Source organism: Kineococcus glutinatus (assembly GCF_039542765.1).
Lineage (GTDB): Bacteria > Actinomycetota > Actinomycetes > Actinomycetales > Kineococcaceae > Kineococcus_A > Kineococcus_A glutinatus.
On record NZ_BAABIL010000180.1, the window covers coordinates 1 to 14145 of the forward strand.

Genomic DNA, 14145 nt, shown 5'->3' on the forward strand with positions numbered 1-14145 from the left:
CGGCCCTGGCGCGCGCCACCCGCGCCCGCCTCGGGGTGCGCGCCGCCCGCGGCGGCTGCCGCGTCGTGCGGCTCATGGACGGCGACCCGGGCACCTTCGCCGGGCTCGCCGAGGAGGTGGCGGCCTGCCGCAAGGCGGACGTGCCGTTCGAGGTGGTCCCCGGTGTCTCCGCCGTCAGCGCCGTGCCCGCCTACGCCGGTGTGCCGCTGACGTCGTCGGCCACCACGAGCCTGCACGTCGTGGACGCCGCCGGCGCGGTGGACTGGTCCTGCCACGTGGGTGCCGGCACGACCGTGGTGCTGCTCGGGGCGCCCGCCGACCTGGCCACCGCCGCGGCGGGGCTGCTGGAGGCCGGGCGCCGGGCGGGCACCCCCGCGGCGCTCACGGTGCAGGGCACGACGACCGCGCAGGAGACGGTGACGACGACGCTGGCCGGTCTGGGCCGCGCCGCCGCCGGGGTCGACCCGCAGCACCCGGTGATGGCGGTCGTCGGTGACGTCGTCGACCTGCGCGAGCAGGCCTCGTGGTACGAGACGAAGCCGCTGTTCGGCTGGCGGGTGCTGGTGCCGCGCACGAAGCAGCAGGCCGGTGGCGTCACCGCGCGCCTGGCCGAGCACGGCGCGACGTGCGACGTGGTGCCCACCATCTCCGTGGAGCCCCCGCGCACCCCGCAGCAGATGGAGAAGGCCGTCAAGGGCCTGGTCACCGGCCGCTACGAATGGGTCGGTTTCACCAGCGTCAACGCGGTGCGCGCCGTGCGGGAGAAGTTCAGCGACTTCGGCCTCGACGCCCGCGCGTTCTCCGGCCTGAAGGTGGCCGCCGTGGGCGGGGTGACGGCCGCGGCGCTGCGCGAGTGGGGCATCGAGCCGGACCTCGTGCCCGAGGGCGAGCAGTCCGCCTCGGGGTTGCTGGAGGTGTGGCCGCCCTACGACGAGGTGCTGGACCCGATCAACCGGGTGCTGCTGCCGCGCGCGGACATCGCCACCGACACCCTGGTGGCGGGGCTGCAGGAGGCCGGCTGGGAGGTCGACGACGTCACCGCGTACCGCACGGTGCGCGCCGCGCCGCCCGCCGCCCCGGTGCGCGACGCCATCAAGTCCGGTGCGTTCGACGCCGTCGTGTTCACGTCCTCCTCCACGGTGCGCAACCTGGTGGGCATCGCGGGCAAGCCGCACCCGACGACGGTGGTGGCCTGCATCGGCCCGGCCACCGCCAAGACGGCCGAGGAGCACGGGCTGCGCGTCGACGTCCTGGCGGCGGAGCCGAACGCCGACTCGCTGGTGGACGCCCTCGCCGCCTACGGCGCGGACCTGCGCCGCAGCGCGCTGGAGGCCGGGGAGGTGCCGCAGCGGCCCAGCCAGCGTCGCGGCCGGGCGCGGCGGCGGGACCGCTGATCGGTGCCCGGCACGCCTCCGGCGCCACGGCCCTGCCGGTGGGGGCCGCCTCGGCGCACCCGCTGGCCGGCACCGGTGGTGGGGCGCTGCCGGTGCGCCCCCGCCGGCTGCGCTCCACCGCGGCGCTGCGCCGGCTGGTCACCGACGTGCGGCTGCACCCCAGCGACCTCGTGCTGCCGCTGTTCGTGCGCGAGGGCACCACCGAGCCGCAGCCGATCCGCTCGATGCCGGGCGTCGTGCAGCACACCCGCACCTCCCTGCTGGCCGCCGCCCGCGAGGCCGTGGCCGCGGGGGTGGGCGGGCTGATGCTGTTCGGCGTGCCGGAGCGGCGCGACGCGCTGGGGTCGGGCGCCGACGACCCCGACGGCGTCCTCAACGTGGCGCTGGCGGACCTGCGCGACGCCCTGGGCGACGACACCGTCCTGATGGCGGACCTGTGCCTGGACGAGTTCACCGACCACGGCCACTGCGGGGTGCTGGACCCGGCCGGGCGGGTGGACAACGACGCCACGCTGGAGCGCTACGCGTCGATGGCGCTGGCGCAGGCCGCGGCGGGCGCCCACCTGCTGGGGCCGAGCGGGATGATGGACGGGCAGATCGGGCACCTGCGCGCCGTGCTGGACGCGGCCGGGCGCGCCGACGTGGGGTTGCTGGCGTACGCGGTGAAGTACGCCTCGGCGTTCTACGGCCCGTTCCGGGAGGCCGTGGACTCCCAGCTGTCCGGGGACCGGCGCACCTACCAGCAGGACCCGGCGGCGAACGTGGCCGAGGCGTTGCGCGAGGTGCGCCTGGACCTTGCCGAGGGCGCCGACCTCGTCATGGTGAAGCCCGGCCTGCCGTACCTGGACGTGGTGCGCGCCGTCGCCGACGTGGCGGACGTGCCGGTGGCGGCGTACCAGGTGTCGGGGGAGTACGCGATGGTCGAGTTCGCGGCGGCGGCCGGCGCGGTGGACCGCGAGCGGGCGGCGCTGGAGAGCCTGCTGGCGCTGCGGCGCGCGGGCGCGCAGGTGGTGCTGACGTACTGGGCGCTGGAGGCCGCGCAGCGCTGGCTGGGCTGAGCCCGCCGCGCCGCGCTCGCCCGTCTCCGGGTTTCGGCGCTCTCCCGCCGCGCCGCGCTCGCCCGTCTCCGGGTTTCGGCGCAGGAGCACGCCCCGCGGAGCGCCCGAACCCGGAGACGGGCGAGCGCGAAGACGGGCGAGCGCGAAGACGGGCGAGCGCGAGGACGGGCGAGGGCGGAGGCGGGTTCAGGCCCGGGTGGTGTCCGGGCGGTCCCCGGCCGGCTCCCCGTGCTGCGCGGGGGTGGGGCCGCCGGGCAGCAGCAGGGCGCTGGCGGCGGCCGCCAGCACGAAGACCAGCGAGGCCACGAGGAACCCCCGCGACTCGCCCGCCACGACCGCCGCGGCCACCTGCTGCGGCGTGGGGCGCCCTCCCGCCTCGGCCAGCCGCGCCGCCGTCGCGTTCGCCGCCAGGGTGTTCAGCAGCGCGGTGCCGATCGCGCCGCCGACCTGCTGACCGGTGTTCACCAGCGCCGAGGCCACGCCGGCGTCGCGTCGCGGCGCACCGGCCGTGGCGGTGTTGAACGACGAACCGAAGATCAGCCCCATCCCCAGGCCCATGACGACCAGCGCGGGCAGGACGTGCACCCAGTACCCGTCGCCCTCCTCCAGGGTCGCCAGCCACCCCAGCCCCGCGGCGCCCAGCAGCTGCCCCGGCACGATGAGCGGCCGCGGTCCCACGCGCGGCAGCAGCCGCGGCACGACCTGCGTGGAGGAGGTGACGATGCCCACCACCATCGGCAGGAACGCGAAACCCGTCCGCAGCGGGGAGAAGCCCAGCGTGCGCTGCAGGAAGTACGTGAGGAAGAGGAACACCGCGAACATGCCCACCGCGCTCAGGGCGATCGCCAGGTAGGCGCCCCCGCGGCGGCGGTCCAGCACGACCCGCAGCGGCAGCAGCGGCTCGGCCACCCGCCGCTCCAGCAGCACGAACGCCACGAGCAGCAGCACCCCGCCCGCGATGCAGCCCAGCGTCCACGGCGCCGTCCAGCCGTCCAGCTCCGCGCGGGAGAACCCGTACACCAGCGCCACGAGACCCAGCACGGCCGTGGCGGTGCCGGGCAGGTCCAGCCTGGCGCCCTGCGCGTCGGCGCCGCGGGGGATGAGCACCAGGGCCCCGGCCCCGGCGACCAGCGCGATGGGCACGTTGACGTAGAGGCACCACGACCAGTCCAGGTACTCCGTGAGCACCCCGCCCAGCAGCAGGCCGATCGCCGCGCCGGCACCGGCCAGCGCCCCGAACACCCCGAACGCCCGGCCGCGCTCGCGCGGGTCGGTGAACGTCACCGTCAGCAGCGACAGCGCCGAGGGGGCCAGCAGCGCCCCGAAGACGCCCTGCCCGGCGCGCGCCGCGACCAGCCAGCCGAGGGTGTCGGCCATCCCGCCCGCCGCCGAGGCCAGCGCGAAGCCCGCCAGGCCCGCGAGCAGGGTGGTGCGCCGGCCCAGCAGGTCCGCCAGCCGCCCGCCCAGCAGCAGCAGCCCGCCGAAGGCCAGCGAGTAGGCGGTGATGACCCACTGCCGGTCGGCGTCGGCGAAGCCGAGGTCCTGCTGGGCGCTGGGCAGGGCGATGTTCACGATCGTGGCGTCCAGCACGACCATGAGCTGGGCCAGGCCCAGGACGGCCAGGACCAGCCAGCGGTGGCGGCCGGTGCTGCCGGGGGTGCTGCCGGGGGTGCTGCCGGGGGTGGGTGCGGGGACGTTCTCGCTGCTGGGCACGCGGGTCTCCCGGGGCGGGGCGCAGGGGTGGGGCCGCGTCGTCGCGGTGGTGGCGCTCCCGACGGTAGGGGCGCCGCGCCCCCGCCGCACTGCCGCGCGGGACCCGCACCGTGGATCATGGCGCCATGACGACCGCCGAGAGCGCTCCCACCGCGACCCCCGACCCCTACGCCGGCCGGCCCGTCCGCTGGGGCGTCGCCGCCACCGGGGGCATCGCCCGCAGCTTCGCCGCCGACCTGCCGCTGCTGGGCGGCAGCGAGCTCGTCGCCGTGGGCTCGCGCAGCGCCGAGCGCGCCGAGGCCTTCGCCGCCGGGCTGCCCGTCGCCGGCGGTGCGCCTCGCCCGCGCGCCCACGGCAGCTACGCGGAGCTGTTCGCCGACCCCGACGTGGACGTCGTCTACGTCGCCACCCCGCACGCCCAGCACGCCGAGGTCGCCCTCGCGGCGATCGAGGCCGGCAAGCACGTCCTGGTGGAGAAGGCCTTCACCCTCACCGGTGCCGAGGCGCGCGAGGTGGTGGCCGCCGCCCGCGGGCGCGGGGTGTTCGCCTGCGAGGCGATGTGGGCGCGCTGGCAGCCGGGCGTGCTGCGGTTGCGGGAGCTCGTCGCCGCCGGCGTGGTCGGCGAGGTGCGGCACGTGAGCGCGTCGTTCGGTTTCGCGCTGCCCTTCGACCCCGCCCACCGCCTCTACGACCCGGCGCGGGGCGGTGGCGCGCTGCTGGACCTGGGCATCTACCCGCTCTCGTTCGCCTCGATGCTGCTCGGCGTGCCGCAGGAGGTGCGCGCGCTGGGCGTGGTGGGTGCCACCGGCGTCGACGAGGCCGTGACGTGGACGTCGCAGCACGCCGGTGGCGCGCTGGCGACGGGCCTGGCGACGCTGCGGGCCTCGGTGCCGGCGGCGGCGGTGGTCGCGGGCAGCGAGGGGCGGATCGTGCTGCCGGAGCTGTTCTTCCGCCCGCCGGTGCTGCGCGTGGAGCGCGACGGGGCGGAGCCGGAGACCGTGGAGGTGACCTGGGAGGGCGGCGGCTACCAGTTCGAGGCCGCCGAGGTGGAGCGCTGCCTGCGGGCCGGGCTGGTGGAGAGCCCCGCGATGCCGCTGGACGAGACGGTGGCGCTGATGGACGCGATGGACGGGATCCGCCGGCAGCTGGGGGTGCGCTACCCCGGGGAGTGAGCCGGGGGGTGCGCCGGGGTCCCGCCGGCGACCGGGTGCTCAGGTGGCGGGGGCGAGCAGCGCGCGGGCGCGGTCGGTGAGCAGCGGCTCGACGACGTCCCAGCCCACGACGTGCTCGCGCAGGCCGGGCCCGCCCAGCTGGTGGTCCTGGAAGGAGATCACCATGCCCTGCGGTGTCGTCTGCCACGCCGCCCAGTTCTCCCGCCGCGGCGCCAGGCCGTCCTGGGCCGTCACCTCCTCGCCGGCGGCGGCCGCGAGCCGGCGCACCTCGTCGGCGAGGACGGCCTGGGCGGCGGCCTCGTCGCGGAACACCGCGTCGAGGGTGAGCGGTGAGCCGTCGGAGGCGTCGAGCGCGACGGTGGCGACGGACGTGGTCGGGTGCGCGGTGCCCTCGGTGGAGTCCACGTACGTCAAGTGCACCTGCACGGTGCGCCCGTCGTCGGTCGTCACCGTGCCGGTGCCCGTCAGGGTGCGCGGGGCGTCGCCGGGCAGGACGGTGCGCCGGGCGGTGTCGACGGTGTCGCGCACCGATGCCTGCACGCGCCGGTCGACCGCATCTGCAACGGCCGAGCCGGAGAACCGGGGCAGCTCGACGTCGTAGGTGAAGGACCCCTGCGTGCCGCTGATCCGGTCGGGGGTCCACGTCAGCGGTGGCGCGGTGGCGGATGCCGCGGTGGTGGGTGCGGCGGTGGGTGCCGCGGTGGGTGCCGCGGTGGGGGCGCTCGCCGTCACCGTGACCGTCGCCGCGGGGGCCGCCGCCCCGTCCGGCCCGCAGCCGCCGGTGCCCAGCACCAGCGCCGCCACCACCAGCGCCCCCGCCCACCGCCCGCTCACGCGGGCAGGCTACGGCCCCGCCACCTGCGCCGGGGCCCGCCCGGTGCCGGCGGAGGTGGCGGGGATCCGCCCGGCGTCCAGCAGGGGGGCCAGCGCCGCGGCCGGCACCGGCCGGCACAGCAGGAACCCCTGCGCGTGCGCGCAGCCGAGCTCGGTGACGGCGTCGAGCTGCTCGGTGGTCTCCACGCCCTCGGCGATGGTGGCGATGTCGAGCCGCCGGCTGAGCTGGGCCAGCGCCTGCACCACCGCGCTGGGCGCCGCGGCGGGCAGGTCCCGCACCAGGGAGCGGTCCAGCTTGAGGGTGTCGAAGGGCAGCTGCTGCAGCCACGCCAGCGACGTCTGCCCCGCCCCGAAGTCGTCCAGCCCCACGTGCACGCCCCGCTCCCGCAGCCGGTGCAGGGTCCGCGCCAGCGACGCGGTGTCCTCCACCAGCAGCCGCTCGGAGACCTCCAGCTCGATGCTGCCCGGCGGGGGGCGGTGCTCGTCGAGGAGGCGCTCCACGGTGCGCAGGAAGGCGGCGTCGTGCAGCTGGCGGCCGGCGACGTTGAGGCTGACGCACGGTGCGGTGGGCAGCTCCCGGTGCCAGCGCGCCGCCCGGGCGATGCCCTCCTCCAGCACCCAGCCGCCGAGGTCCACGATGAGGCTGGTCTCCTCCGCCACCGGCAGGAAGGCACCCGGGAACAGCATCTCCGCGTCCGGCGGCTGCCAGCGCAGCAGCGCCTCGACGTGGCTGATCCGCCCGTCGCGCAGGTCGATGATCGGCTGGTAGTGCAGGTCGAGCTCCCCGGCCTGCAGGGCGCGGCGCAGACCGGACTCCGTGTCCAGCCGGTGCCGCCACTGGGCGCGCATCCGGGGGGTGAACGCCTCGACGCGGGCGCGCCCGCCGCGCTTTGCCTCGTAGAGCGCGGCGTCGGCCTCGCTGAGCGCGTCGGGCGCGGTGCTGGTCGGGCGCAGCAGCGTCAGTCCCATCGACGTGGTGACGGTGGCGTCCTGGCCGTCGAGGACGTAGTCGCCGTGCAGCGCGGTCTGCACGCGCTCGGCGACGGTGAAGGCGTCGGAGTCGTGCTCGAGGTCCTCGCACAGCACGACGAACTCGTCGCCGCCGAAGCGGGCCACGACGTCGCTGGGGCGCAGCGCGGAGCGCAGCCGCTTGGCGACGTCGACGAGGAGCGCGTCGCCGGCGGCGTGGCCGAGGCTGTCGTTGACGACCTTGAAGTGGTCGACGTCGCAGAACAGCAGGGCGGTGGCGTGCTCCCCGCGCCGCAGCCGGGCGACGGCGTGGGAGAGCAGCTCGTCGAGGAACCGGCGGTTGGGCAGGCCGGTGAGGGGGTCGTGCATGCTCTCGTGCTCCAGGCGGTGCGCGAGGGCGCGGTTCTCGGTGACGTCGCGCCAGTTGGCGACGACCGCGCCCACCGCGGGGTCGCCGAGCAGGTTGGTGAGGCGGGCCCCGATCCAGCGCCGCTCCCCGTCGGCGGTGAGGACCTGCAGGTCGAGGCTGATGAGCTGCTTGGGGCTGGCGGCGAGGACGGCGGCGAAGGAGTCGTCGAGGAAGGCGTGCTGCTCGGGCACCACGAGGGTGTTGTAGTGCCGGCCGAGCACCTCCTGGGGGCGGTGGCCGAGGATCTGCTCGACGGCCGGGCTGACGTAGCGGGTGCGGCCGTCGGCGTCGAAGAGCTGCACGACGTCCGTGGCGTGCTCCACGAGGGCGCGGAAGCGCCGCTCGTTGGCGGCCAGCGCCTCCCGGTCGCGCTCGCGGGCCGTCTCGTCGCGGAACTGCACGACGAGACGGCCGCCGGCGGCGTGGACCTCCACGTCGAAGACGTGCCCGTCGAGGTGGGGGTGCTCGGGGGAGGGGAAAACGGTGGTGGTGCGGTGGGTGCCGCCCTCGGCGAGCGCCTGCCGGTAGAGCGGGTAGGCGGAGCCGGGGTGCTCGGGGAAGACCTCCCGCATGCGCCGGCCGACGAGGGGGCCGGTGCCGAGCTGTTCGCGCGCGGCGGCGTTGTCGTGCTCGACGAGGAAGTCCACGGCCCCGTCGGCCCCGGGGACCGGGCGGGAGACGAGCACCCCGACCCGGGGGCTGGCGGCGAGGGCGGCGAGCAGCGCGCCGGTCGGGTCGTCGGCTCCGGCGCCGTGGACTCCGAGCACCTGTGACCTCCGCCGCCGCTCTGTCGTCGCCACTACCGTAGGTCATCAAATGATTACGCGTGGCGGGGTGTGCGGCATCGCGGGGGCGCCGCTCTCGCCCTCGCTCCCCGAGTGCGGAAGGCTGCAGGCCGTGACGGGCATCGTGGTGCTGCTGGCCGGACCCGCCGGTGCGGGCAAGTCGACGCTCGCGGAGGGCTGGTGCGCCACCCGCCGGCTCGCCGCGCACGTGGACGTGGACCAGGTGTGGGGGCTGGTGCGGCAGGGCCGGGTGGACCGCGGCGACGTGCACGACCCCGAGCAGCCCGTGCAGTGGCTGGCCGCGGTCCGCGCCACCTGCGCGCTGGCCCGCTCCCTGGCGGAGTCGGGCGCCGACGTCGTCGTCACCGACGTGCTGCGCCCCAGCGACGCCCGCGGGGTGTGGGAGCCGGCGCTGCGGGGGCTGCCGGTGCGGCTCGTGGCGGTGCTGCCGTCGCTGTCCACCTGCCTGCAGCGCGCGGCCGGGCGCGGCCGGGACGTGCCCGAGGCGCTCGTGCGGCTGCAGTACGAGGCCTCGCGCCGCTGGGACGCCGAGCGCCAGCTCGACACGACGGGGCAGGAGGTGCCGCAGAGCGTCGAGGCGCTGCTGCGGCTGCTGGCGGACCCGGCCTCGGGCTGGCCGGAACCCGCCGCGCCCTGACGCCCCGGCGCCGCTCCCCCCGCCTCGCCCATCCCCGCCTCGCCCATCCCCGCCTCGCCCATCTCCGGGTTCGGGCGCACCGGAGCCGCTCTCGGACCGCCCGAACCCGGAGATGGGCGAGGCGGAAGCGGGCCCGAGGGGCGCCCACCGCCCCCGGGGGCGGGCGCTCCCAGCAACCCTTGCGACACTGGAGGGCGTGAGTGCGACCTCTCCCGGCCCCACCGAGCTGCTGCCCCGGGCGGCGCCCGCCTCCGAGGCCCTCTTCGACCGAGCCGCACGCGTCATCCCCGGCGGCGTCAACTCGCCGGTGCGGGCCTTCCGCGCCGTCGGCGGCACCCCCCGCTTCGTCGCGAGCGCGCGCGGCCCCTGGCTGCGCGACGCCGACGGGCGCGAGTACGTCGACCTCGTCTGCTCCTGGGGGCCGATGATCCTCGGCCACGCCCACCCCGACGTGCTCGCCGCCGTGACCGCCGCCGCGGCCGAGGGCTTCTCCTTCGGCACCCCCACCGAGCGGGAGGTGCTGCTCGCGGAGGAGATCGTCGCCCGCGTGGAGCCCGTGGAGCAGCTGCGCCTGGTCAGCTCCGGCACCGAGGCCACGATGAGCGCCATCCGGCTGGCGCGCGGGTTCACCGGCCGCCCGGCGGTGGTGAAGTTCGCCGGGCACTACCACGGCCACGTCGACGCGCTGCTGGCCTCCGCCGGCTCGGGCCTGGCGACGTTCGCGCTGCCCGACACCCCCGGCGTCACCGGCGCCGCCGCGGCCGACACCCTCGTGCTGCCCTACAACGACGTCGACGCGCTGGAGGCCGTCTTCGCCGAGCACGGCGAGCGCATCGCATGCGTCATCACCGAGGCCGCCGCGGGCAACATGGGCGTCGTGCCGCCGCGGCCGGGCTTCACCGCCGCGCTGCGCCGGGTGACCCGCGCGCACGGGGCGCTGCTGGTCTCCGACGAGGTCATGACGGGCTTCCGGGTGTCGGCGGCCGGCTGGTACGGCCACGAGGGCCTCGGCCCCGAGCACGCCCCGGACCTGCTGACCTTCGGCAAGGTCATGGGCGGCGGCTTCCCGGCGGCGGCGTTCGGCGGTCGCGCCGACGTGATGGCGCACCTGGCCCCGGCCGGGCCCGTCTACCAGGCCGGCACCCTGTCGGGGAACCCGGTGGCGACGGCCGCGGGCCTGGCGACGCTGCGCGGCTGCACCCCGCAGGTGTACGCGGCGGTGGAGCGGGCCGCGGGCGTCGTCTCCCGCGCGGTGGGCGAGGCGCTGTCCGCCGCGGGCGTGCCGCACCTGGTCAACTCCGCCGGCAGCATGTTCAGCGTCTTCTTCACGGCGCTGGGCGAGGTGCACGACTACGAGGCGGCCCGGCAGCAGGACCTGCCGGCGTTCCGGGCGTTCTTCCACGCGATGCTCGAGCGCGGGGTGCACCTGCCGCCGAGCGCGTTCGAGGCGTGGTTCCTGTCCGCCAGCCACGACGACGCGGCGCTGGACCGGGTGCTGGACGCCCTGCCGCACGCCGCGCGGGCCGCCGCCGCCGCGGGGGGTGCCGCGTGAGCGCCGCCGCGGCCACCGGTGCACCCCGGACGACCGTGCACCTCGTCCGGCACGGGGAGGTGCACAACCCCGACGGCGTGCTCTACGGGCGCCTGCCCGGCTTCCGGCTCTCCGAGCGCGGCCGGGCGATGGCGCAGCGGCTGGCGGAGCACTTCGCCGGCCGCGACGTGGCCGCCGTCACCGCCTCCCCGCTGCAGCGGGCGCAGGAGACGGCCACCCCGATCGCCGATGCGCTGGCGCTGTCGCTGGGCACGGACGCGCGGGTGGTGGAGGCCGGCAACCGGTTCGAGGGCCGGGTCGTCGGGCAGGGCTGGGGCGCGGTCCGCGACCCGCGCACGTGGCTGCTGGTGTGGAACCCGCTGCGGCCGTCGTGGGGGGAGTCCTACCGGGAGCAGGTGCGGCGGATGACGGCGGCGGTGCGCGACGCCCGCGACGCCGCGCCGGGCCGGGAGTCGGTGCTGGTCAGCCACCAGCTGCCGATCTGGGTGACGCGCTGCACGGCGGAGCGCCGCCGGCTGGCGCACGACCCGCGCCGGCGGGAGTGCACGCTGGCGTCGGTGACGTCGCTGCACTTCGAGGGGCAGCGGTTGCGGGGGGTGTCGTACGCCGAGCCGTGCCGCGACCTGCTGCCGCCGGTGCCGCAGGTGCCGGGGGCGTGACGGGCGTGGGCGGGGTGCGCGGGGCCGGGGTGCTGCTGGCCGCGGCGCTGCTGGCCGGGTGCAGCTCCGGCGACGGGCTGGCGGCCCCCGGGCAGGGGTACGTGGACGGGGCGGGCACCACCCGGGAGATCGCGGCGGCGGAGCGCACCCCCGCGGTGGAGCTGAGCGGGGAGACGGTCGAGGGCGAGCCCGTCGACCTGGCCGACCTGCGCGGCTCCGTCGTCGTCCTGAACGTCTGGTACGCCGACTGCCCGCCGTGCCGGGCGGAGGCCCCGACGCTGCAGGGCATCTCCGAGGACTACGCCGCGCAGGGGGTGCGGTTCCTCGGGATCAACACCCGCAACGACAGCCCGGAGGCGGTGCGCGCCTTCCACGAGACGTTCGGCGTGACGTACCCCAGCATCCGCGACTCCGCCGGCACGGCGCTGCTGGCGCTGCGCGAGCGGGGGATCGCCGCGGTGGCGACGCCCACGACGGTCGTGCTGGACGCGCAGGGGCGCATCGCCGCGGCGGTCGCCGGGCAGGTGGAGGCGGGCACCCTGACCGACATGATCGACCGGGTGCTCACCGAGCAGCCGGCGGCCGGCACCCCGGCGGCGGAGCCGTCCGCGGCGTCCGCGGGGGCCGCGGGGTGACCCAGGACCTGCAGGCCGCCGTCGCGTCCGGGTCGCTGGCGCTGGCGGTGCCGGTCGCGCTGCTGGCCGGTCTCGTCTCGTTCCTGTCCCCGTGCGTGCTGCCGCTGGTGCCGGGGTTCCTCGGCTACGTCACCGGCATGTCGGGCACGGCGCTGGAGCAGCAGCGCCGCTCCCGCCTGGTGGCCGGCGCGGCGCTGTTCGTCGCCGGGTTCACCGCGGTCTACGTCCTCATCGGCTTCAGCCTCGGGGGCCTCGGCAACGCGCTGGCCGCCTCGCAGTACGGGCTGCGCCGGGTGCTGGGCGCGGTGGTGGTGCTGATGGGCGTGCTGTTCCTCGCCGAGCCGGCGTGGGCGCAGCGGGAGCTGCGCCTGCGCTGGCGGCCGCGGGCGGGGCTGCTGGGGGCGCCGCTGCTGGGCGCGGTGTTCGGCTTCGGCTGGATCCCGTGCTTCGGCCCGGTGCTGGCCTCGATCACGGCGCTGACCTACGACAGCGGCACCTCCGCGCGCGGCGCGGGCCTGGCCGTGGCGTACTCCGCGGGCCTGGGCATCCCGTTCCTGCTGCTCGCGCTGGCGTTCGGCCACGGGATGCGCGCCGTGGCCGTGCTGCGCCGCCACCACGTGGCGGTCAAGCGCTTCGGCGGGCTGCTGCTGGTGGTGGTCGGCCTGCTGCTCGTGACCGACACGTTCGACGCCCTCGCCCGTGCGCTGCGCGCGCCGTTCGGGTGGGCGGAGGAGACGGTGATCTGACGTGACCCCACCCGAGACCGGTGCACCCGGCACCGCCCGGCCCGGCACCGCCCGGCCCGGCACCGCGGAGCCCGGCACCGCGCGGCCGCCGGGTCGCGGTGACGAGACGCACCTGGACCCGCTGACCCCCGCCGACGGCGGGCCGCGGCGGGAGCCGAACCTGCCCGCGCTGGGTCCGTGGGAGCTGCTGCGCTACGCGTGGCGGCAGCTCACCAGCATGCGCACGGCGCTGTTCCTGCTCATGCTGCTGGCGGTGGCGGCGGTGCCGGGCTCGGTGGTCCCGCAGCGCTCCATCGACCCCGCGGGCGTCGGGGAGTACCTGCGCACCCACACCACCGCCGGGCCGTGGCTGGACCGCCTGCAGGTGTTCGACGTCTACACCTCGGTGTGGTTCTCCGCGATCTACCTGCTGCTGTTCGTGTCGCTCGTGGGCTGCGTGCTGCCGCGGGTGGGGGTGCACTGGCGCGCGGTGCGGGCCCGCCCGCCCCGGACCCCGGCGCGGCTGGACCGGCTGCCGGAGCACCGGGAGCTGGCGGTGGCGGCGGGGACGGCGCAGGTGGTCGCCGCCGCGCGGGAGGCGCTGCGCGCGGGCCGCTTCCGGGTGGACGTGCGCACCGAGGGCGGCGGGGAGGGGGCGAGCCTGGCCGCCGAGCGCGGCCACCACCGCGAGAGCGGCAACCTGCTCTTCCACCTCTCCCTCGTCGGCATCCTCGTGTCGGTGGCCGCCGGTTCGCTGCTGGGCTACTCCGCGCAGCGCCTCGTCGTGGTGGGGGAGACGTTCACCGGCGTGGAGTTCGACTCGTTCTCCGCGGGGGCGTGGGCCGGGGAGGAGGACGTGCCGCCGTTCGCCCTGACGCTGGACGAGATGCACGTGCGCTTCGAGGAGGAGCAGGCCAGCCAGCTCGGCCAGCCCCGCCAGTTCGCCGCGGACGTCACCCTCGTCCCGGCCCCCGGGGAGGCCGCCGTCACCCAGCGGGTGCAGGTCAACGAGCCGGCCCAGCTGGGCGGCACCCAGATCTCGCTGTCCGGGAACGGCTACGCGCCCGTCGTCACGATCCGGGACGGCAGCGGGCGCACCGTGAAGAGCGGGCCTGTCCCGTTCCTTCCGCAGGACGGCAACTACAACTCCAGCGGCACGATCAAGGTGCCGGACGCGCGGGACGCGGACGGCGAGCGCGTGCAGCTGGGCCTGCAGGGCGTGTTCATCCCGACGGCGAGCACCGCCGCGGACGGCTCGGCGGTCTCGGCGTTCCCCGACGACGCCAACCCGCTGCTGGCGCTGGTCGTCTACACCGGCGACCTCGGCCTGGACTCCGGCACCCCGCAGTCGGTGTACACGCTGGACACCAGCCGGATGCAGGCGGTGCAGACCGACGAGGGGCGCCCGCTGGGGTTGCGGCTCACGCCGGGCCAGACGATCGAGCTGCCCGACGGGCTGGGGTCGGTGACGTTCGAGGGCGTCAGCCGCTTCGCGTCCTTCGACGTGCGCAGCACCCCGGGGCAGACCGCCGCGCTGGTCTTCTCGCTGCTGGCGGTGCTGGGGCTGACGGGGTCGCTGTTC

Annotated in this window: 12 protein-coding genes; 9 read left to right on the forward strand and 3 right to left on the reverse strand. The window is 76.9% G+C overall.

Going from position 1 to position 14145, the window contains the following annotated elements; translation table 11 throughout:
* Positions 1-1394 (forward strand): bifunctional uroporphyrinogen-III C-methyltransferase/uroporphyrinogen-III synthase (locus ABEB16_RS07755; RefSeq protein WP_345711687.1); only part of this gene is annotated, 1394 nt, incomplete at its 5' end.
* Between the two features lie 38 nt (positions 1395-1432).
* A complete protein-coding gene (gene hemB, locus ABEB16_RS07760) occupies positions 1433-2452 on the forward strand; it encodes a porphobilinogen synthase (protein ID WP_345711688.1) in 1020 nt (339 codons plus the stop codon).
* A 186-nt stretch (positions 2453-2638) separates the two neighbouring features.
* Here the strand turns inward: hemB and ABEB16_RS07765 are convergent, their stop codons facing one another.
* Positions 2639-4165 carry an MFS transporter gene (locus ABEB16_RS07765; protein ID WP_345711689.1) on the reverse strand — a complete coding sequence of 509 codons (1527 nt, stop codon included), beginning with the start codon at positions 4163-4165 and terminating at the stop codon, positions 2639-2641.
* A gap of 125 nt (positions 4166-4290) precedes the next feature.
* Here ABEB16_RS07765 and ABEB16_RS07770 point away from each other — a divergent pair, with 125 nt between their 5' ends.
* Positions 4291-5337: a Gfo/Idh/MocA family protein gene (locus ABEB16_RS07770; protein WP_345711690.1), complete on the forward strand. Its 1047-nt coding sequence runs from the start codon at positions 4291-4293 to the stop codon at positions 5335-5337.
* A gap of 39 nt (positions 5338-5376) precedes the next feature.
* Here ABEB16_RS07770 and ABEB16_RS07775 read toward each other — a convergent pair whose 3' ends face one another.
* Both ABEB16_RS07775 and ABEB16_RS07780 read right to left on the reverse strand, forming a co-directional pair.
* Entirely contained in the window at positions 5377-6171 is a 795-nt protein-coding gene (locus tag ABEB16_RS07775) for a hypothetical protein (RefSeq protein WP_345711691.1), read from the reverse strand.
* Between the two features lie 9 nt (positions 6172-6180).
* Positions 6181-8316 carry a putative bifunctional diguanylate cyclase/phosphodiesterase gene (locus tag ABEB16_RS07780; RefSeq protein ID WP_345711692.1) on the reverse strand — a complete coding sequence of 712 codons (2136 nt, stop codon included), beginning with the start codon at positions 8314-8316 and terminating at the stop codon, positions 6181-6183.
* A gap of 130 nt (positions 8317-8446) precedes the next feature.
* Here ABEB16_RS07780 and ABEB16_RS07785 point away from each other — a divergent pair, with 130 nt between their 5' ends.
* From ABEB16_RS07785 to resB, 6 genes are all read left to right on the forward strand, one after another.
* Positions 8447-8992, forward strand: a complete 546-nt coding sequence (locus tag ABEB16_RS07785) for an AAA family ATPase (RefSeq protein ID WP_345711693.1) — start codon at positions 8447-8449, stop codon at positions 8990-8992.
* A 196-nt stretch (positions 8993-9188) separates the two neighbouring features.
* On the forward strand, positions 9189-10544 hold the full coding sequence (gene hemL, locus ABEB16_RS07790) for a glutamate-1-semialdehyde 2,1-aminomutase (protein WP_345711694.1): 1356 nt from the start codon (positions 9189-9191) through the stop codon (positions 10542-10544).
* Positions 10541-11203, forward strand: coding sequence for a histidine phosphatase family protein (locus ABEB16_RS07795; RefSeq protein ID WP_345711695.1), 663 nt, complete (start codon positions 10541-10543; stop codon positions 11201-11203). Before hemL ends, ABEB16_RS07795 begins: the two co-directional genes overlap by 4 nt.
* On the forward strand, positions 11200-11838 hold the full coding sequence (locus tag ABEB16_RS07800) for a TlpA family protein disulfide reductase (RefSeq protein ID WP_345711696.1): 639 nt from the start codon (positions 11200-11202) through the stop codon (positions 11836-11838). The genes ABEB16_RS07795 and ABEB16_RS07800 overlap by 4 nt, the downstream gene beginning before the upstream one ends.
* Positions 11835-12584: a cytochrome c biogenesis CcdA family protein gene (locus ABEB16_RS07805; RefSeq protein ID WP_345711697.1), complete on the forward strand. Its 750-nt coding sequence runs from the start codon at positions 11835-11837 to the stop codon at positions 12582-12584. Before ABEB16_RS07800 ends, ABEB16_RS07805 begins: the two co-directional genes overlap by 4 nt.
* Position 12585: 1 nt before the next feature.
* A partial coding sequence (resB, locus tag ABEB16_RS07810; protein ID WP_345711698.1) for a cytochrome c biogenesis protein ResB occupies positions 12586-14145 on the forward strand: 1560 nt, incomplete at its 3' end.